The following is a 20,415-nucleotide window of genomic DNA, read 5'->3' as shown; positions in this document are numbered from 1 at the left end:
GTAAAATACATTTTCGGGAGGAATGTCATGGGACTCTTGGATTTTTTAAACAGTGAACTTAAAATTAATACTTCTATTAATGATTCAATAAAGAATTTCACTATTATTTACCCTAAAAAAAAGGGAAGTATTGTCCCAATTGGTGTAAACATACTCCAAAATATACTTAAATATGACAGCATTATTGTTCATATAGATACTTCGTTATGCTTTAATACCCAGTTAGAAGTTAAAAACAGTATAGATCAATTCAGAAATACATTAAGTGCCTTGGCAATTGACTTTGAATATAGGACTTTTAAAGCCAGTAATGCCGGTCCAAATATTCTAGGCATCCCGCTTCAATCTGAAAAAAGGCAGGAAGTGCACCAAATAATTACCTTCGGCCTTAAGCAGCATTTTGATGATAAAGACTTTTTAACACCTTTACTTCAAATAGGCTGCCAAATATATGTACCTTATGAACAGCAGTTTGATCCAAAACTTATTCAACGGGTATTTAATGGTCATTTTCAAGAAGAGCATGATAAGGTTTCTACTTTTAAATATGTTCTATTCATAAATGATTTTATCGGACAAACAGTAATTAAGACAAAATCCCTTGAATTAAAGGACATTGAAGAAATCTGTGCATATAAGTAAAAGCTGTAGTTACTTAATACTACAGCTTTTTATCTATACATTCTAACTTTTCAACATGTATATTTTTACCGGTTTCAACAATACGGCCAACGTAACTTCAATATGAACCTTGGGATGGTACCAGATGTAATTTACTTATTTCTTATTCATGTGCTTTTTGAGTACTTCGACCAAGCCCTCATTAATCTTACAGTTCTGAATGTCGAAGGACTGCATTATCTTATCAATTTGTTCTTCTGACATATCTTTAAATAAATTTGCATATACAGGTTGCAATAACGCTGCAGCATACCCCGTCAGTGCAGCTTGACTAAGGCATATAGTATTAGTTGTATGGTTTATGTTCGGGTCCCCTAATGTCTCCTCTATTAGAGTCGCAAGGTCAGAAACCATCTTTTTAGCTGGTGGAGTGGCATATCTATATGTAAAGTTTTCAGCGCCAAGTATCTTCTTTTTTTCCTGAATTGGAGCGATAAGTTTCATGTATTCAGATTCAGGGTCAAGCATTACCCAGCCCATTACTCCAACATCTTTATAAGTCCATGTAGTCCAGTGAGCACTAAATTCTTCAAAAACATCAATCTGATCATCCATCGCACGCAACCGATACGGAATTTCCTCAACAGGTCCGTTATATTGAGATCCGAATTCTCCTATCCATAAAGGCACATTATACTTTTCTGCATATCTAGTACCTTCATGATGTTTGTATTCTTCTACCTGTTTATTTCTATCCCAATACCCATTCTCATGGTACCTGTCAATTCTATGAGTCTTGAATTCACCTGGATAAGCGCCGGGGCCAAAGCCGGCTACATTGTAGTTATGACTGCTGTACACCAGATTTTTTGCAAACGGAGCCTCTAATCCATTAAAATTATGAGAATAGTTATCTCCTTCTATAAAAATAATGTGATCAGGATCGATTGTTCGTATAGCACCTACAACACGGCGATATATGCGATTCATACAGTCCCAGTCAGGAGTATAATTCTCATAAAAAGTATAAGGATAATCACCATCCGGAACATTTACACAAGGTTCATTCATAATATTATACCCTGCAACGACTGCTCTGTCTTTGTAACGGCGGGCAAATTCTTCCCAAAGTGCCACGAAACGATCTTGAAAGTGAACATTACTCCAGAAGAGACTAATACCTCTACTATTGTCACTATGCCAATGAGCGTTATGCCACCCCTGAACTGCATGCATATCAAGAATTGCATAAATGCCATGTTTTTCACACCAATTAAGCACTTTATTCAGACGTTCAAATCCTTTTTCTTTATATACAAAAGGTTTTTGATCATCTTCAAAATGACGATAATTTAACGGGAGTCGAACTACATTTGCACCGCAGTCTTTTAAAAACTTAATGTCATTTTCATTAAAGAAATAATCCAACATGCGGTCAAAAAGAAACTCTCCTTTTTCTTTTCCAAGTACTTTAGCAACAGCTTGACGTATACCTGTTTCCGTACCAGGATATCCATTAATAAAATTCTCCATGTTCATCCAGCCGCCTACACATGTACCCCTTAATTGGACAGGCTTTCCATTTGAATCAATAATTTTGTTTCCCTTTACTTGAAGCAAATCCATCTTATGACACCCCTTTTAGAATAAAAGTACGCTCTCGAAAAATCCAAGAACTTTAAAATTGTATATTTCAAGGTGTAGCATTTTTGCTTCACCCCTACTTTTTACATCTACCTTACCATTAAAATTTCCAGTAATTAATCTACAAATTTTACTATAATTTAATTATATTAGCAAAAACATTTGTATTAATCTGACTATGACCCTAAGAATGTTTACACCTATATCTCGTAATTCCCAAGCTTTCAAGGATAAATTTAAAACCAAGACTTCTATAGAGCACTGTAGCAAAAAAATGTTTATTGATTACTCTATTGAAGACGCCTGCTCTCGAAGTTCCATGATGTGGTTTGCTATGTTTTAATCAATTGGTGTTAGTACTACTTTTAGCCCTTTTTTAGATTCAATTAATTCAAAGCCTTCCTGCCATTTGTCCAAAGGAAGTTCATGGGTAATGAGTTGGTTAAGGTCCACAGCTTTTTTATTCATGAGCACCAGGCACTGTTCCCATATATCCCAGTTGTGACTGAAAGTAAAATTTACTGTTACAGCCTTTGAGATTAATGGGTCTAATGAGAAATCAACCGGCTTTGGTCCCCAGCCTATTTTATTGATTTGGCCGCAGGGTCTTACCACGTCCATGGATAGTTTAAGAGTAGGAGAAAAGCCAGCCGTATCTACAACGATATCGGCACCATATCCATCCCTCATCCCCATAATAATCGGGACAGGATTTTCTTTAGAACTACTGATTGTTAGAGTGGCGCCAAGTTCTTTTGCTTTTTCCAGTCTTCCTTCGTCTCCGTCAGTTCCTATTACAATGATATCCGAAGCACCTATTAAGCTTGCAACCTTTGTACAGAGTAAACCGATAGGACCGGGACCAATAATCACTACCAAATCTCCCGGCTTCATATTTGAGTGCTTTACTAACGAACTGTATGCCACGCATAGTGGCTCCGTAAGGCAAGCTTCTTTAAGGCTTACATTCTCAGGTACCTTGTGGAGTATCCTGCTTGGTACTCTAACATATTTTGCAAAGGCACCATCTGTTTGAAATCCGTATCCTTTTCGTTCCCGACATACATGGTAATTGTTTGTACGGCACAGGATACATTTGCCACAATAGTCTGCATGGGTTTCTGCCGTTACCCTATCACCAATCTGATAACCTTTTACGTTTTCACCTATCTTTTCTATAGTTCCCGAAAATTCATGTCCCAGAATTAACGGGACATTAACCTTATAAGTTACCTTATTATGATGCATATGTGGGTCGCTGCCACATATCCCGATATATGCTACTTTTACCAGTACATCATCCGGCCCTATTTCAGGAATAGGTACCTCTCTTAATTCTGTTGCCCCGTCAACGTTATCATACTTTACTACTGCTTTCATTATACTTAAACCTCCTTTAAAAATTACATTACTTGTTAACCTGCTCATATTCTGTAAGTTATAAAATATAAGTTGTATTATAAGTAATACTATACTTTTTCTATGATAATTTTGTGATAGTTCTTACCAGATATTTCTCTTATAATTGCATCTTTTAGTTGTTTAAACACTTGACTCTAATACTGCTCTTTTTACAGGTCTCATTGTCTCATTTTCATTCATTTCAAGTTCTTTTTGCTCATAATGGTGCTGAATCAATTCGAATCAATTTTCAAATCATTTAACAATATAAAATCTACATAAGAATTTATAAACAATAAAAAACCCTTCGACTAACTGTTATAGGTTAATCTTCTAAATATATCTATAAATCCAGGAATAAACGTAGGGATAATATTTGGATTTATGTCATCTGTTACTCTATATTTAATCTTATCTTGTGCAATCGCCTTCATAATAAAAGCCTCTTTATCCCATTCAGTAAACAATCTTTCATAGGCTTGATAATCAATAAATACTGTGTAGGCAGGCATTTGAAAATGATCTCTTAAAAGCTGCGTAATAGTATCTATATTAGTCATAGTAACGGTTTCTAGATTATACTGATGAAGAACATCCAATGTGGTAACTAATTCAGCTTTTCCCTTATTAAGTCCCCATATAACCTCAAAGAATAATGCATTATCTTTAAATATGCCTATAAAAACAACACTTTTATCAGGTAATTGATTTTCTACGAAATACACCATATCATCATAGAAATCTTTTTTGGGTTCGCGGTTCTTGGAATAAATATTTAACCCTTTATAGTTTTTTAATAATTTTCTTACAAAATTTCTATATTCATCACCATCCAAATCAGGATAAGCTGATTTTTGTGCTTGAATATTGAAATTCTCAAGACTTTGTTTATCGTAGATATGTATCTCTTGCAAATCCTTATATTGCTCAAATAGTTCTTGTACCAGTTGAGCTTCATTGGATATTGGACTTTTAATATTTTTTATAATTCCCCTGACTGTATCATATGCATTTAGAATAGTTCCATTTTCATGAAGAATATAAAGAGTAGTCCGTGGGTACTTTCCTAAATCTAAGACCTCTCCTAAATTTCTCCATCTATATGGTTCAAAGTCTACCATTTGAATATCTTTATAAATCATCTCTGCACCTCCCATACCATCACCTTATATGGGGCTATTGATATACTTACTGCGCCCTTACCAAAAACATCAGAAGCATTTAAGACCGCTTTTAACACTTTATCCCCATTAAACAAAAGAGTCACATCATAGAAATTATTATTAGTAGGATTAGCCATGAACAGTAGTTTCCTACCATTCCCTTCATACACTACCAATTCTACTTCTTTTTGTGAAACATCAAATTCTTTGTTCAATCCAATTTTATTTAAATATTTTTCAGATTCAGCTGGATGTTCTATCAAGGTAACGCTTCCTTTTAATTCTTCTCTATTAAAGTTAATAAAATCCAATAAGACTGTGCAAGAATCCATATTGGTATCTATGTAAGGAACTCCAGGGCCAATAATCAAGTGACCGCCATCTTCAACATATTGAATCAATTTTTCTTGTTCATCTCTATCCATAAAATCATATGTAGAAGCAAATATTACTTCATATTTTTTCATCTTTTGAAGAGGCAAATGTGTATCCGAATAGTCATAATCAAAGCCCATCTCATCAAGGGCTTTGCTCACTTCATCCACCCATTCATCCCGTTTCCAATGGTCTACATCTGTATTAATATATTTGAAACTTAAATCCACGCTTGGTTTGGATAACTTATAAGGGATATTCATAAGGACAAAATCCAACATAGAATAGAGCGAATGAAAACGTGATTTATCATAATTCCTTAAAACCAGCACCTTCCTGGACTTATCCATTTCATTAAACCGATATTCTTTCAAAAATTCATTGAACTTTTTATAAAAATTAAAGTATCCTTCTCTTACTCGATTATCCCTAGTAATAGGCGACCCTTGCCATCGTTCTCTTTCAACGATCATATAGTAATTAATCGCTTTAATGCCGTGCATAAAAGTATAAAGTGTAGTAAACTCCTCATCCTCAGGGGTAAATGTCTTTCCAAAATCATACCATGCCCCAGAACCAAACTCAGGTATAAAAGGCAATATGCTGGAACCAGACAGATATTTTGCAGTAATCTTTAGAGGATTATAATCTTCTTTATTTCTATAGATATCGATTCCAGCAATATCAATTTCATCCATGGCCTCTGTATTAATCATATCAACAGGCGTATAATATTGGAATGCAATATTGTGGAACACTGGTACATTGATTTCTCTATCTTTCCACATCCTTGCTATTCTCTTTAAGGAGTACATAATTTGATATTCTTTGTACCTGATCCAATCAAAGTAATAAGGCAGTTCTTCTTTTGTCTTTCCATTAAAAGATCTAGGTGGCTCAATCTCGCTAAAAGATTTATACTTACTTCTATAGCATTTATTTAGACTTTCAATATCAATATATTTATCTTTTAAGAAATCTCTATATAATTGAATAGAATCCTTATTATAGTCAACAGCGTACGCTTTATCTTTGAAAAAATAGCACGTTTCATTGTCGGATTGTATTGCAATAATCCCTCCTTTAGGATATTGATGCTTTAATAAAATAGGCATCAAAGCATCAAAATATTCTCCTGTTTCAGCATAAAACTTTTGACTCGCATAGCTGGGAATAGGAAACTGCTTGTGAAAAGCTGCATAGATACAAGGCGTATTATAATTAGTAAGCGCTTGTATCTCTTTATCATATAATATTCTTTCCGGATAACCAAAATATGTAATTTCAGCGTTAATATGCGGACCAGGCCTGACTAAAATCTTCAAACCTTTCTCTTCACAAAGAGATAAAAAAGCATCTAAATCCTTATTTTTATCTATCTCACCAAAATCATATTTTTCTTTTTCAATCTCGTGAACAGCCCATGGAATATAGGTTTCAATAATTTCAAAACCCATTTTGATAACATTATCCAGTATACCGTTCCAAAGTTTTCTTTCAAGCCTCCAATAATGAATTGTACCACTATAGAGAGGCAATAATTTCCCATCCAAATGCAAGCCTTTATTACTAACTCCTATCATTTCTGCTCTCCCCTTATAAAAGCTTAACTATATCCAGTTCATACAAATCCTCTTAGCAATCATTTAGCCTTTTACTGCTCCAGACACCAATCCGTTAATAACTTTCTCTTGTGCAAAGAAATAGAATAGAAGTACAGGAAGTGTTCCAACAGTAATGGCTGTGATAACAGCAGGAATATTCACTGTTTCCAAACCATAAAACTCTCTTATACCTAAAGGCAATGTCTTTTTTTCCGTACTGTTTATCAGTACCAACGCATAGATAAACTCATTCCAGGTATGCAAAAAGTTATAAATTGCGACAGTAGCAATGGCAGGTGTGGAAAGGGGAAACATAATTTTCCTATAAATCATAAAATGCGAACAACCGTCGATTGTAGCCGCCTCTTCAAGTTCCTTAGGTACTTCTTTAAAAAATCCTGTCATGATAAAAACTGCAATAGGTAAACTAAAACTGGTATAAGGACCTATAAGGCCAGACAAAGAATCAAATAATCCTACTTTATTAACCAATACATACACAGGAATCAATGTAGTGTGAACCGGAATCATCATCCCTGCCACAAAAATTATAAATAAATATTTGTTTAGCTTAAATTCCAATTTAGCGAACGCATAGCTTGCCAGAGATGCTATAAAAATAACAATGGTTACAGAAATGGAAGCAACTATCAAGCTGTTTAAAAAGTATCTTAAGAAATCGGGCGATAATACTCTTGCATAATTTTCAAGGAATAATTGCTGTGGAAACGCCCATATATTCATTAAATACTCCATTTGCGATTTAAATGAGGTCTGTAGAACAAAAACAAAGGGATAACCGGTAGTAATTAGAAATATAACTGCTACAAAGTACAAGCCTATTTTTTTGAATATATTGTTCATCTACTACACCTCCATTTCAGATTTGCTTTGACGAGTAAAATATTGAACGGTTGCTGTAATGGTTAATGCTACAATAAACATAAAGGCTGCAATAGAACTTCCATATCCCATATCAAATTCAATAAAACCTTTCTTATACATGTAGGTTGCCATTAATTCAGTCGCACCATTCGGCCCGCCACCAGTCATTACGTAGATCAAATCAAAATATTTCAAAGAACCAACTAAGGACAGAATTGCTGCAGTTTTGATTGTTTCCAACATCAATGGAAGTGTTATGCTCCAAAAAGCTCTTAACCCTGTAGCACCATCTATATTTGCCGATTCATATAACTCTGTAGGTATATTTGTTAACCCTGCCTTCATAAGTATCATATAAAATGGTGTATACTGCCAACATATCGTGATCAGTACTGAAATCATGGCTGTCCTCTCTAGGCCTAGCCATCCTTGTTTTAGATTACCTAATCCTACCGCATCCAAGAATGCATTTAGCATACCGAAATTAGGGTCATAAATTAGTGTCCACAGTATGCCGGTAGCAACCGTCGATAATAACATAGGCATGAAGTAAACTGTTCTAAAAAACTTAACTCCTTTAATCTTGGCATTAATCATTAATGCCATGATTAAGCCCATCGGAAGTTGAACAGCAATAGAAACAACTACCAGTATTAGGTTGTTCTTTAGTGCATACCACAGCATCGAATCTCCCAAAAGACGTACAAAATTTCCAAAACCAATAGATTGGACGTTCGAACCTATCCCTGTCCATTTTAAAGTACTATAATAAAAAGTCATGATAACACCATAAACATTAAATGTGCTATATACAGCAAGTGCAGGTAATAAGAATAATAAAACCATCATTCCGTATTTAATTTGTGACTTCCTTTTCTCCTTTAACCTAGCCTGCTGTGCAGGTTGGTTTTCTATTATCAACTTTTCCATAATCTATGTTACCCCCTGCTCCTTTCAGAAGTTAACTGTATTCAGTTATATAAAGAATATTTAGATATACTGAAAGGCAGCCCCTTTCAGTATATCTATTAACTTTATTATTTCCCGAATACTTGTTTCGCCTTTTCTTCCATTTTCTTAGCAGCTTCTTCAGGAGTTATCGTTTTGCCGAATAGAGCTTGGGTTGTGTCCTTATGAAGTTCACCCAATTCAGGTGGCAAGAATTGGTCATAATACAACTGAACATGCTTCGCTTTACTTAAGATTGCGGCCAATTCTTTTTGCATCGGGTCTTTAATCTCAATACCGTGTACTGGAGAAAGTCTAGCTGCATTGTCCGTCATCATTTGACCATAAGTTTTATCACTAAGATACTTTAAAAGTGTTACAGCAGCATCTCTATGTTTGGTCTTACTGGATACTGAATACGCATTTACTCCGCCTACGATATCCGTTGGATCCCCTTTTCCGCCTTCAACCGCTGGGAATGGGAAGAATCCTAAATTATTATTAAAGAAATCCGGAGCTTCCGATTTAGCGAAAGATAAAAATCCTGAAGTTTGTATGATCATGGCCGCCTTACCAGTATAGATTAACATTCTGGATCCGCCGGTATCATAGTTAATACCGTTCATGCCTTCTGGATACGCTCCCATATCTACTAATTCCTGAATCTTTTTACCTGCTTCTATGAAAGAAGGATCTTCAAAGGTAAAACCAGGTTTTCTCTGATAAGCGTTTTGGAACACATCATAACCGCCTATACGCATTGATAAATAGATGAAAGTTAAAGCACCTGGCCATCTACTCTTATTTCCAATAGCGATTGGAATGATATTGTTGTCCTTCAATGTCTTTATTGCTTTTTTGAACTCTTCATATGTTTTTGGCACTTCGATATTATATTTCTTAAATAATTCTTTATTGTAATATACCAAAACGGAACTCATTTCAGCAGGTACGCCATAGTTCTTACCATTGAATTTTGCCATATCCAGATAAGCTTGGTAGAAAGTATCTCTCCATCCACCTTTATCTAAATCTGCGGTGATATCTTCAACCATACCTTCCTTAACAAAAGCTTCCAACCATCCACCACCCCAGGAATGGAATACATCCGGCGGGTTACCGCTGCCCATAGCAACCTTTAACTTGGTTTTATATGGGTCATTTTCGCTGGCAACATTTTCTACTTCTACATCTGGATTGTCCTTCATAAACCTTGCAACTGCATCATTTACAACCTCTCCGGTTGATTTAGCCACCTGGATGTGCCACAATGAGATCTTTTTCTTCTCGGCTGCAGGCTTGTTGTCTTCAGTAGCTTTCTTTTCCTCTGCTTTAGATTGTTCTTTTGATTGGTCTGCTGGTTTATTAGATGTGCCACAAGCCGATAAAGATATTACCATCACAACTGCCAGCAGAATTGACACAAACTTTTTCATTTAAAAACCTCCTTTAAGTCTAAAATATTTTTATTGACCAAAGCTCTTTAGGATTAATCCCTGAAAGCCTTAATCCAAAGTTAAATAAATTTTTATTTAAGACTCCTACAAGAATCTCTTTTAATTAACTCTACATCAAAAAATATATGCTGTACCTCTTCACTCACTCCATCTATTTTATCTATGATAATTTGTGCAGCACATTCTCCTATTTTTATCATTGGTTGATGCATAGTGGTTAAAGGAGGCATTAAACCAGCAAACTCAAATTCTCCGGCCAACCCATCAAAACCTATAATGGACATATCTTCAGGAATTCTTACATTAGCTTCTTTAGCAGCCTGCATACCGCCATAGGCCATAAGATCATTACCAAAAAATATCGCAGTTGGCTTTCTACCCCACGATAGAATCTGTTTCATACGCCAATATCCATCATTATAGCGGAAATTCCCCCTGAGTATATTTTGATTGTTTAACGGAATTCCATGGTCCAACAGAGCCTTTTCAAAACCTTGAGATCTTTCGACCGCAATTCGGCTTTCTAAAGGCCCTGTTATATGAACGATATCCCTATGGCCAAGATTGATTAAATACTTAGTAGCAGTATAAGCCCCTTTAAAATTATCTATATTTACAAAATTAACCCTTTTATCTTGTAACATATCCTGTATCACTACAAAAGGAATATTTCTATCTGTCAGAAATTCAATATCTTCTTGTTCTAACTCATTTGTGGTCGCTATTATAATACCATCTACCCTTCCTTCGGTAAGGAGCCTTATGTTCTCTTTAAATTTTGGTTTATATGCCCAATCATCCAAAGCAGTTTTACAGTTTACAAATATTGCATTATATCGCGTCTTTAAAATATTGGTCTCAATACCTCTTATGATGCGCCCCCAGAAAGCATCTGCTACATTATTTACCAATACACCAATAATATCAGTTTTTCTACGCACCAAAGTCCTGGCTGCTGCATTGGGAACATAATTTAATTCCTCTATCACTTTTAATACTTTTTGCTTTGTTGTTTCACTAACCTCTGGACTGTTATTTAATACTCTTGAGACAGTTGCTCTAGAAACATTTGCAACTTTTGCTATATCATTTATATTGACGGCAGCCATTTGCTCATCTCCTCCGGAATCATTTCCATTACAACAAATAAGTAACAGCTAAATTCATACTAACTGCCACACCGGGCACACCCGGCACAAATAATGATGAAACGTATTGCCAATCATGCCAATAATATAAGATAATATAAATAGACACCCAGTGATATTAAATGGTACTAAATCACTTGGCATTTATTAATCAACAAATTGCAGAGCTGGATAAAAAGATTGAAGAAAAATGCAAACCTTAACATGTCAATGCGCCCATGCAACTTCGCATACCAAGAATACGTATTTAGCATCCAAATTCCATAGCATTAAAGCATGACGAGGTTGGCAAAAATGCAGCAAAAAGCATGAAAAAACGTCTTGAATCCCTCGGTTACACTGTCATTGAAAAAAACGCTATTTAGCTATCAAGGTTCACATAATAATAAATATTATTGTTAACTTATAACCGTAATTCTTACGGTTTAATAAGATGTGGCCTTTTTTTGTCTGAAAACCGGTAGTTTCAGGCAAGACTACGTTTCATATTATGTTTTATTGAAAACTAAAGATATACCATATGCATACTTTAAAATATTTTTAGTGAAGTTTAGAAAGCCACTTTAAAAAGTATATCTAACAAATTTAGAAAAATAGCTACTTTAAAAGTTTATAAGGGAAATTTAAAAAAATATTGCTTAGAAGATAGTTTGTACTACTAGTTAGAAGTTGTATTTTATTATACCAATAAGAACACTATATAAGTCACTATAACCAAAAAATATAACTAATTACAGATAAACAAAATAACAATTAAATAGGTTATATCGTTTAAGTCGGGAGCGTTTTCGTATATATAATATACCATTTTTTAGGTAAAGTCAATAGAATTTATAAATTTTGTACAAAATTTCACAAATTCTATTGATATAACCTCCAGTTATTGAGGAAATTGTCCTCAGTTTATTGAAATATTACAGCTTATTGTGAATAAACTATCGAAACCGATTCCAATAAGTTTTTGATAACTTTTATGACATCTCATTATTCTTTGAAAATAGGCTACTTATTTCCTGGCTTTAAAAGATATTTTTATATCACGGGTTATTAAGGCATGTAAAGTCCGTAAAAACAGGGCTGTCCCAAAAGTGAACAGAACCCCTTAAAGTAGATAAAGATAAAAACGTTTGTATTAATCTACTTTAGAGAGGTCAGTTCATGAATTCTACAGCTTTTTATTTAGTACAATGTAACTTTTATATTTTCCTATTAATTATTTTTTCAGTGCTATCTTATGATATACTTTTTTACCCTTTCGAACCATTAACTGATTTTCTTTAAAGTCTTGAGTTCCTATCACCAGATCAACGGTTTCAACTCTGCTGTCGTTTATATATAGGCCGCCTTGAGTGATCAAACGCCGCCCTTCTCCTTTTGAAGGGATTAGATTAGTCTTAACCAGCAGGTCTAAAACATTCATACCTTCTCCTAATTCGTCTGTAGTTATTTCAGTAGTCGGCATATCTACGGCATTTCCGCCTTTTCCAAAAAGAGATTCTGCCGCCTGCTGAGCCTTAATTGCTTCTTCTTCTCCGTGAACCAGCTTGGTAACCTCATAAGCCAATATTTTTTTTGCTTTATTAATTTCCTGGTCTTTTAACTGAGCCAGCTTTTCTATTTCTTCCAGCGGCAAGAACGTAATCAGTTTCAAACATTTTATTACATCGTCATCATGTACGTTTCTCCAGTATTGATAAAATTCGTAAGGAGATGTCTTTTCAGCATCCAGCCATAGGGCTCCCTTTTCAGTCTTGCCCATCTTTTTACCTTCACTTGTAGTTAATAGGGTAAATGTCATTCCATAGGCTTCCTTGCCTTCTACTCTTCTAATGAGGTCAATTCCTCCAAGGATATTTGACCACTGGTCGTCTCCTCCTAATTGGAATGTACAATTATATTTTTGGAATAACTTAAGAAAATCGTAGCTTTGCATGAGCATGTAGTTAAACTCTATAAAAGAAAGACCTCTCTCCAACCTTGATTTAAAGCACTCGGCTGTAAGCATCCTGTTTACCGAAAAATGCACACCGATTTCCCTTAAAAATTGAACATAGTTCAGCTCCAGCAGCCATTCGGCATTGTCTATCATTAAGGCCTTTCCTTCACCGAAATCAATGAATTTGGACAATTGTTTCTTAAAATTATTGGCATTATGCTGAATTTCTTCACGGGTCATCATTCTTCTCATATCGGTCTTACCGGTAGGATCTCCTACCATGGCAGTTCCCCCGCCTATGATGGCAATAGGCCGGTGTCCAGCCCTCTGCATATGTGCCATCACCATCATCTGCAGAAAATGTCCTACATGCAAGCTGTCTGCAGTAGGGTCAAACCCGATATAAAATGTTACCTTTTCTTTCTCAAGTATTTCCCTAACTTGTTCTTCATGAGTAACCTGGGCCAACAGCCCTCTTTCTTTTAATGTATCAAATACGCTGCTCATACGAATACCTCCTGTTTATATTTACTAAATTAAAAACAAAAAACTTTCTCACCCAGCATAAGGACGAGAAAGCTCGTGGTACCACCTTAATTCATACACCTGCGCCCTAGCGCCAGGTATACCTCATTCATAATTTACCGCTGTAACGGCCGGCAACCGTCTACACCTACTACTTATTCTTCAGTGCGCAACTCCGGAGGGTAATTCATATGACCATGTACTGAAGCCCTTGCACCACCCGGACTTCTCTCTGCATTGTAACCATGGACTACTACTAAAACTCCTTCATCGTCTTTTGTGTATTCTATCATAATTTTACTTGTGTACGCAAGAGTATCCTCAGCTTTTTTTAATGGCAACTGCTTCCATTCAAACCGGAGCCTGTACTGCAACAGCCGCCTCCCCCTAAAATTCCTTTTCTTGGGCTTTCATCATTGAAGGCTTTAATATCTTTGTCACTAAAATAATCCAGCGCACCGGCACACCCTTTTGCAGCACAATAGTATCTGGTAAATACCTGTTAGCAGTTACAATGGTTTTTACTATCTGCACGCCATTCTCAATTGTTGCAACACTACCAGACTTTGGAGCCGCAAAAGCATTCATAGAAATTATTTCCAAAAAAAACTCCCGGATATCCGGGAGTAAAGTAATACCGTTGAATAAGATAAATTAGAATTCCATTCTTTTTACAATCACACTTTCGATTTTCTTTAATTCATTTTCCAGGCTATTAATTTCTTCGTCAACATCTTCAATGAATTCTAGTATAACTAAACCTTTCTTGCTGCAAGCATTAAGGTCTTTACCAGCTTCATGAAGTCCCAATCTCGTTTTAATAATACATCCATTCTCAGAAAGCAGCTTTTGTACTGCTAAAGCAGCAGTACCTCTAGATCCAATCTCAATACCCATTATTACTTTTGCCATGATTTTTCCTCCTCTACTCATATGTTGTTATGACTTAGCATAGTATTCATATACCACAAAATTTCTGTCATAATCATTTTTTTATTAAAAAACAGATGTATCCATTTAAAATTTCTATATTTTTAGTTTTTTATATTCTTCCGCATATTTGAGTATTCTTTGTAGTGTTTTTTCCCAGCAAACCTGTACCTTATCAAATTTCATATTCGGTATATAGTAGGTTTCCATAACGTCATGTGTTTTCTTCGCTTTCTTAATGGTAGCAATTGTTTTATCAAGCAGCATATCAAACATTTCTGCATCATATGCCAGCTCAGCACTGTATTTTTCCAGAACAGCTTTATCTAAATAACTATCCAGATCAATACAAGAATCTGTGTTTATAGTAGAAACATGATATTTATTTGAAGTAGTAAAAGCCAAACCCAACTGTGAAATGACTACATGTTCAACTCTATTTTCAGGCTCCATAGGACAGTAATATGCTTCTACATTTAATCCTCTTTGTACTGCTGCATCAATCACTTTTGAAAGTAGTATTTCTGTTCCTGTTCCAGGTGCTCCTTTTACTATATATACATTGCTATTTACATTAATGACTGTTTCGAGATAATTACATAAGCCGTTAGGAGTAATTGCACTGCCAAATAATTTTCTTATATTGCCTACCTTATTATTAACCGAGATTCCACCAAATTCTTGTTGAATAATTTTCTCTGCTTCCAAGTTAACTCCTGCAGGATTCACCGCTTCTTTATGAATTGTAACAATATCATCATAAATACATTTAGCCGCTGCAAGGTATTTATATGCTCTTGCAAATAATTTGCCTACCATAGCATTGCTCTCCAATATCTGCTGTTTATTTTTCCTTAAACCGTCTTCATTCCAGAAGTCCCCCAAGTGTAGAATTTCATCAACCGCTCCAGGATTTTTAGGGTCCACTACATGAGGTGCCGTACCATCAAGTAACGCTACCTTAATATCTTTGATAACTACTCCATCAAGTGAACTGTTATCAGAAGAACAATGCATAAACTCTACATCATATCCCCTGTCTACCATTTGCATCCCTATACTTTTCATGAATGTCGACTTACCTACTCCTGGGCCGCCTTTGACGCAGATAATCCTTGTTGCTTCTTCCTGACCTAATATGTACTGGTAATAAGAATAAAAGCCTTTGGATGTATTTCCACCCGGAAATACGTGTTTGATAGCGCCTTTGCTAGACATAATAAATCAACCCCCTTGTTGATAATTATTGTGTTGTAATTTCTATAAATGATAATTGAAATGAGTAAATATTATTGATGATTTTGATTATCATTTATCATCCTTCTATATTAATATTGCTTAAAGCCGCTTTTGGTGCTTGTACCTATAGAATTTTTACAATTTCATTTCTTAAAAGATTGAATATTTAAAAATTTTAAAACCGAAAATTAATAATTGCTGAATTTTTAGATATATATCTCTGGATGAAAATTTTGATATTGACTTTAACATATTGGAATAACAATATATAATAATATTTATAGATGTCAAAAAATTTTTTAATGTTAAGGAGGTTACAGAATGGACAATTTTAATGTTGAGCAACTCATAGAAAACCTGAAAAAAAAGAACTTTAAAGCCAACTATTTTTCTAATGCTCATGAAGCCAAGACTGCTGTACTAAATGAAATTACACCTGGAGAAACTGTTGGTATAGGCGGCTCTATGACCATATACGATATGGAAATCCATAAGGAACTTCAGGCAAAAGGGCACCAGGTATTTTGGCACTGGCTGGTTGAACCTGCTGAAAGGAATGCCGTAAGAGAAAAGGCTTCCACCGCCGATGTATATCTATCCAGCAGCAATGCAATAACGATGAATGGAGAACTTGTTAATATTGACGGCATCGGCAACAGGGTGAGTGCCATGTTTTTCGGGCCTGGAAAAGTTATCATTGTTTGCGGTATCAATAAAATTGTAAAAGATTTTGAATCAGCGATCGACAGGATAAAAACTGTTGCCTGTCCTGCAAATGCAAAAAGGTTAAAACTAAATACACCCTGTGCTAAGACAGACAAGTGTTACGATTGTAATGTCAGTGAAAGAATGTGTAATATCACTGTAAAGCTTGATCGTCCACCTGCCGGTAAAGATATTCATATCTTTTTAGTAGGAGAATCTTTAGGGTACTAAGTATTATTAAAAAAACAATTGCGCTTTTGTTTTTTGATATACTTTTAGACAAGCATAAAAAGCTGCCCCTTATTAATTTGGGACAGCTTTTTTATGCTATTCTTTCTTTACAGGATTTTGTTCAAAATTTTTCAGTGCCTCAAGCATTTTTTCTACTTTCTTTTTCTTTATATAAAACTCACTTTTGCCATTTTTGAAAACGGCGTAATTTCTATCGTCCATGCTGACATATTCCATTTTAACATCTTCAATTCCACCGTTATGGTAGAAAGTATAACTTACTGCCGGAGTACCTTCAACCTTCTGGACATTAACGCCGTCAACAGTAAGTCCGATGACCTCCTGGTAGAACTTCTTAAAGAGGTCTTCACTTGCTTCTTTGCCGTTTACCTTGTATTCCGTCTTGTCACCTTTTCTTATGATTTCAAAGGTTGATTGCCTGCCTTCATGATTAATGACGAATTTATCTACCTTATCAATATTCACAATGTATGCAAATTTCTCTGCCAGCATAAAAGCAGTCACGTCTTTAAATTCCAGTTTTTTTGCATCTACCGTATATACCGGATCACTACCTTCAACCTTTAGATATATGGCGTCATCTTTACTATCCCCTAATAGCAGCTTAACGCTATTATTATTTTTATCAGTTACCTGGATGACATAACTTGGTGAAGATAGTCCGTATTTCCCAAGATCATCCGGTTTGTCTTCAACAAAATCCTTCACAGTAATTTCAGGTAATTTTGATAAAACCATCTCATTGATATTTTGATTGTCTCCATCTTTTTTATACGGCTCAATTACATCCCAGGTAGATAATGCACCGGTTTGGTCATTAGTAGTTTCAGTTTTTGCCTTTACTACAATCCGTTCACGGTTTTTACCTTCAATTGTAAAAGACGTTATCTCTTCCGGTTTTAAAGCAACTAGAGTCCTATCTCTAAAATTCTCCAGACTGCTTGAAAGCGTTTCACCTTTAGAGGAATAAATGGTATATACCGCTTCTTTATCCTTATCTTTAAAATAGTATGCTGTTTTAGAAGGTGTCTGGTCCCCTACATAAAAAGTTTTGATTTTGCCATCGGTCAGTTTAACGTTAACTATGCTCTTAGGAGTCTCCAATCCATATTGCTTGAGGTCTTTCGCCTTTTCTTCCACAACCTGCTCGGCTTTTATATTTGAAACATCATAAACCAGGCTGTCAATTTTTGACTGGACCAATTTCACATTGCCCGATGTTTTTTCCTTCCATGTGTCTCCATCTTTGTAGAAAACAAGATTGCTTCCCTGGGTGACAATATTGATTTCACTTATCTTGTCCTTTTCCGTTTCAAAAATTGTAACGGTATCATCCTTCTTTTCCTCATTCTTTTTATTAGTACTAATGAAGTAATATACACCACCTAAAACTGCAAGGACAAGCACCAGGACGATGGCATTTCTATAAAGTTTCATAGATGCCTCCTCCTCATCCAAACAACGCCTCCCAGGATAAATACAGCAAAAGGAATCACAAGTATTACTAAAGCTGCATTAAGGAGAACTTGAACTTGTGAAATAGCCATTCTTTCCGACTCCAAACTCTTGGGCCTGATGGTTATATTTTCTTCCTTATCCTGTGCCCAGTTTACGCTGTTCATGAAAAAGTCAACATTGGCAATTCCGGGTATGGAAAGCATCTGGCTATCTAAAAACGCAGCGTTGCCCATTACAAGAATTTTGGTATCTTTCAGTTTCTTATTATCTCCATAATTTGCCCTTTCTATTGCTACTGCAATATCCAATGGTCCGGCAGTATCTTCCGGTTGTTTTTGCGCTGTTTTTGATTCAAGGTTAACCTTACCCCAGGATTGGCCGGAGGATTTCAGCAAAGGTGTCACTTTTATTCCATTCTGTTCGGTAAACAACACCTCCAGGCTTCTTGCAACCGGAACCAGCATCATAAGCTCGTTGCTTTTTAGCCTTCCTGTAATGTCATGACTTTGCATATCCGGTATGAGATAGGTAGGATTCTGTGAATAATTCTTTTTATTACTTTCAATAACCAGGTCTTTGCGGAGCGCTATCCCCCACTCCTTCATATAAGCTTCCAGTTTAGGCAGTTCATCTTTGGCAACATCGAACAAGAACGCCGCTCTGCCGCCTTTATCAAAATATTTATCCAGTTTCTCGATTTCAGATGCATCAAAATCCCTCTTAGGTGATGATATAATAATCAATTCTGCATCTTCAGGTATTTCTTCTGTAAAGAGGTTAACATTTCCTGATTTAAAGTTCTCCCTCTCCAGGATTTCTTTTGCCCCCGGAAGATCTGTTTCACCATGTCCCTGTGTAAAGTATACCGCAGGCACCTTTTCACTGGTTACAAACATAATTGCGGATGTAAATCTTTGTTCTGCCGCAATTGAATCAACACTTTGCATCTGGTAATTATAATTAAACAGGTCATACGGGTTGACAACTTTAAACTTTTCACCGCTTTCAAAGATGATTGAACCTTGTGGAACGCCATTTCCTTCTTTGTCATATTTCTTTACGAAAGCAGGGTTTTTAACCGGGTCTATAACCTCTACCTTTATCTTGTCGGACTTTCTTGCATAACGGTCCAGTATTTCCTTTACCATGGGTTGTTCATTTCCCTGGGGAAAAAGTGCATATACGTTAACCGGTTGTTTTAAATTCTTTAATACATCTAAGGTCTGCTCCTGAAAAGTAAATATTTTATTTTTTGTCAGGTCTGCTTTTAGCGGAAAACTTCCGACAATAAGGTTAATGACAATCAGTATGGCTATAAAAGCTGCTGTTATGATTGCTGCATTTGTTCCGTATTTTACTTTTTTCCCACTGAAAATATTGCCTAAAGTTTGTGCAAACTTTTTCATTTTCTATCCCCCCTTAGCTCCAACGTCTCTTTTCAAGTACTCTAATGGTTAAAAATATAAAAGCTGCCGAAAAACTAATGTAATAAACGATAGGACTTAAGCTTAGTATTCCTATTGTAAAATCTTGAAACCGTTTAAGTATAGAAAACCATTCCAGCATTTTCGCTATAAACGGATTTTGCATAAATGGTACAATCCAATCAATAAGCCATAATAAAAGCAGTGTGCCAAAACTTGCAACAGCAGCAGTGATTTGATTTTCAGTTAGTGAAGATACAAACAATCCTACAGCGATAAAAGCTGCTCCCATCAAAAAAAAGCCCAGGTAGCCTGCCAGGATCTCCCCGATTGAAGGCTTGCTAAAAACAAATAAAATAATTGGATAAATACCTGTAATTAATAGTGATATAAGAAATACGGATACCGCTGCCAGGTATTTTCCTATTACAATCCCTGTAAGGCTTACCGGAGAAGTTAACAAAAGTTGGTCGGTCTTAGCCTTTTTTTCTTCCGAAATTAATCTCATGGTAAGAATGGGTACAAGGAATAAAAATACAATACTTAGATTTCCAAATACCATTTTCATGTCGGCAACCATTGAAAATAGGTTGGATGCTGCAAAAAAATATCCTGATAATAGTAAAAAGAATCCTATAAAGATATAACCTATTGGAGAAAAAAAGTATGCCTTTAACTCTCTCTTTAATATTGCAACCAT

At 35.5% G+C, this 20,415-nt stretch carries 17 protein-coding genes and 1 other annotated feature; of the genes, 2 read left to right on the top strand and 15 right to left on the bottom strand.

Annotated elements, in window-relative coordinates; genetic code table 11:
* Positions 1-27 precede the first annotated feature (27 nt).
* Positions 28-642 carry a hypothetical protein gene (locus tag CIB29_RS01790; RefSeq protein WP_094546199.1) on the top strand — a complete coding sequence of 205 codons (615 nt, stop codon included), beginning with the start codon at positions 28-30 and terminating at the stop codon, positions 640-642.
* 135 nt (positions 643-777) lie between these two features.
* On the opposite strand, the gene CIB29_RS01785 is transcribed toward CIB29_RS01790, so the two are convergent.
* From CIB29_RS01785 to CIB29_RS01725, 12 genes are all read right to left on the bottom strand, one after another.
* Complete coding sequence (locus tag CIB29_RS01785; RefSeq protein WP_094546197.1) at positions 778-2,247, bottom strand: glycoside hydrolase family 5 protein; 1,470 nt, start codon at positions 2,245-2,247, stop codon at positions 778-780.
* 357 nt (positions 2,248-2,604) lie between these two features.
* Complete coding sequence (locus CIB29_RS01780) at positions 2,605-3,645, bottom strand: zinc-binding dehydrogenase (protein WP_198543704.1); 1,041 nt, start codon at positions 3,643-3,645, stop codon at positions 2,605-2,607.
* A gap of 332 nt (positions 3,646-3,977) precedes the next feature.
* Positions 3,978-4,808 (bottom strand): hypothetical protein, encoded by an 831-nt coding sequence (locus CIB29_RS01775; protein WP_094546193.1) that lies wholly within the window; start codon positions 4,806-4,808, stop codon positions 3,978-3,980.
* Positions 4,805-6,787 (bottom strand): beta-galactosidase, encoded by a 1,983-nt coding sequence (locus CIB29_RS01770; protein ID WP_094546191.1) that lies wholly within the window; start codon positions 6,785-6,787, stop codon positions 4,805-4,807. The genes CIB29_RS01775 and CIB29_RS01770 overlap by 4 nt, the downstream gene beginning before the upstream one ends.
* 63 nt (positions 6,788-6,850) lie before the next feature.
* Entirely contained in the window at positions 6,851-7,672 is an 822-nt protein-coding gene (locus CIB29_RS01765; protein ID WP_094546189.1) for a carbohydrate ABC transporter permease, read from the bottom strand.
* A gap of 3 nt (positions 7,673-7,675) precedes the next feature.
* The gene (locus tag CIB29_RS01760) at positions 7,676-8,623 is read right to left on the bottom strand and encodes a carbohydrate ABC transporter permease (protein ID WP_094546187.1); all 948 of its coding nucleotides are present in this window, start codon (positions 8,621-8,623) and stop codon (positions 7,676-7,678) included.
* 107 nt (positions 8,624-8,730) lie between these two features.
* Positions 8,731-10,077, bottom strand: coding sequence for an extracellular solute-binding protein (locus CIB29_RS01755; RefSeq protein ID WP_094546185.1), 1,347 nt, complete (start codon positions 10,075-10,077; stop codon positions 8,731-8,733).
* Positions 10,078-10,169: 92 nt separating this feature from the next.
* Positions 10,170-11,207, bottom strand: coding sequence for a LacI family DNA-binding transcriptional regulator (locus CIB29_RS01750; protein WP_094546183.1), 1,038 nt, complete (start codon positions 11,205-11,207; stop codon positions 10,170-10,172).
* Positions 11,208-12,459: 1,252 nt separating this feature from the next.
* Positions 12,460-13,689 (bottom strand): tyrosine--tRNA ligase, encoded by a 1,230-nt coding sequence (tyrS, locus tag CIB29_RS01745; RefSeq protein ID WP_094546181.1) that lies wholly within the window; start codon positions 13,687-13,689, stop codon positions 12,460-12,462.
* A 56-nt stretch (positions 13,690-13,745) separates the two neighbouring features.
* Positions 13,746-13,987: a binding site (T-box leader), on the bottom strand.
* A gap of 107 nt (positions 13,988-14,094) precedes the next feature.
* Positions 14,095-14,295, bottom strand: coding sequence for a hypothetical protein (locus CIB29_RS01735; RefSeq protein WP_198543703.1), 201 nt, complete (start codon positions 14,293-14,295; stop codon positions 14,095-14,097).
* A gap of 66 nt (positions 14,296-14,361) precedes the next feature.
* Positions 14,362-14,619, bottom strand: a complete 258-nt coding sequence (locus CIB29_RS01730; protein WP_094546175.1) for a CPF_0552 family protein — start codon at positions 14,617-14,619, stop codon at positions 14,362-14,364.
* 114 nt (positions 14,620-14,733) lie between these two features.
* Positions 14,734-15,855, bottom strand: coding sequence for a PRK06851 family protein (locus CIB29_RS01725; RefSeq protein ID WP_094546173.1), 1,122 nt, complete (start codon positions 15,853-15,855; stop codon positions 14,734-14,736).
* A gap of 342 nt (positions 15,856-16,197) precedes the next feature.
* Between CIB29_RS01725 and CIB29_RS01720 the strand changes: the two genes are divergently transcribed.
* The gene (locus CIB29_RS01720) at positions 16,198-16,812 is read left to right on the top strand and encodes a lactate utilization protein (RefSeq protein WP_094546171.1); all 615 of its coding nucleotides are present in this window, start codon (positions 16,198-16,200) and stop codon (positions 16,810-16,812) included.
* A gap of 96 nt (positions 16,813-16,908) precedes the next feature.
* On the opposite strand, the gene CIB29_RS01715 is transcribed toward CIB29_RS01720, so the two are convergent.
* The 3 genes from CIB29_RS01715 to CIB29_RS01705 are packed head-to-tail and all read right to left on the bottom strand — an operon-like array spanning position 16,909 to position 20,415.
* Positions 16,909-18,270, bottom strand: a complete 1,362-nt coding sequence (locus tag CIB29_RS01715) for a DUF4340 domain-containing protein (RefSeq protein WP_094546169.1) — start codon at positions 18,268-18,270, stop codon at positions 16,909-16,911.
* A complete protein-coding gene (locus CIB29_RS01710) occupies positions 18,267-19,697 on the bottom strand; it encodes a GldG family protein (protein WP_094546167.1) in 1,431 nt (476 codons plus the stop codon). Before CIB29_RS01710 ends, CIB29_RS01715 begins: the two co-directional genes overlap by 4 nt.
* Before the next feature lie 13 nt (positions 19,698-19,710).
* Positions 19,711-20,415 carry an ABC transporter permease gene (locus CIB29_RS01705; protein ID WP_094546165.1) on the bottom strand — a complete coding sequence of 235 codons (705 nt, stop codon included), beginning with the start codon at positions 20,413-20,415 and terminating at the stop codon, positions 19,711-19,713.

Origin of the sequence: Petroclostridium xylanilyticum, assembly GCF_002252565.1 — a bacterium.
GTDB lineage: Bacteria > Bacillota > Clostridia > SK-Y3 > SK-Y3 > Petroclostridium > Petroclostridium xylanilyticum.
Note: the sequence above shows the minus strand (reverse complement) of the source record. Positions and strands in the feature narration are given on the sequence as shown.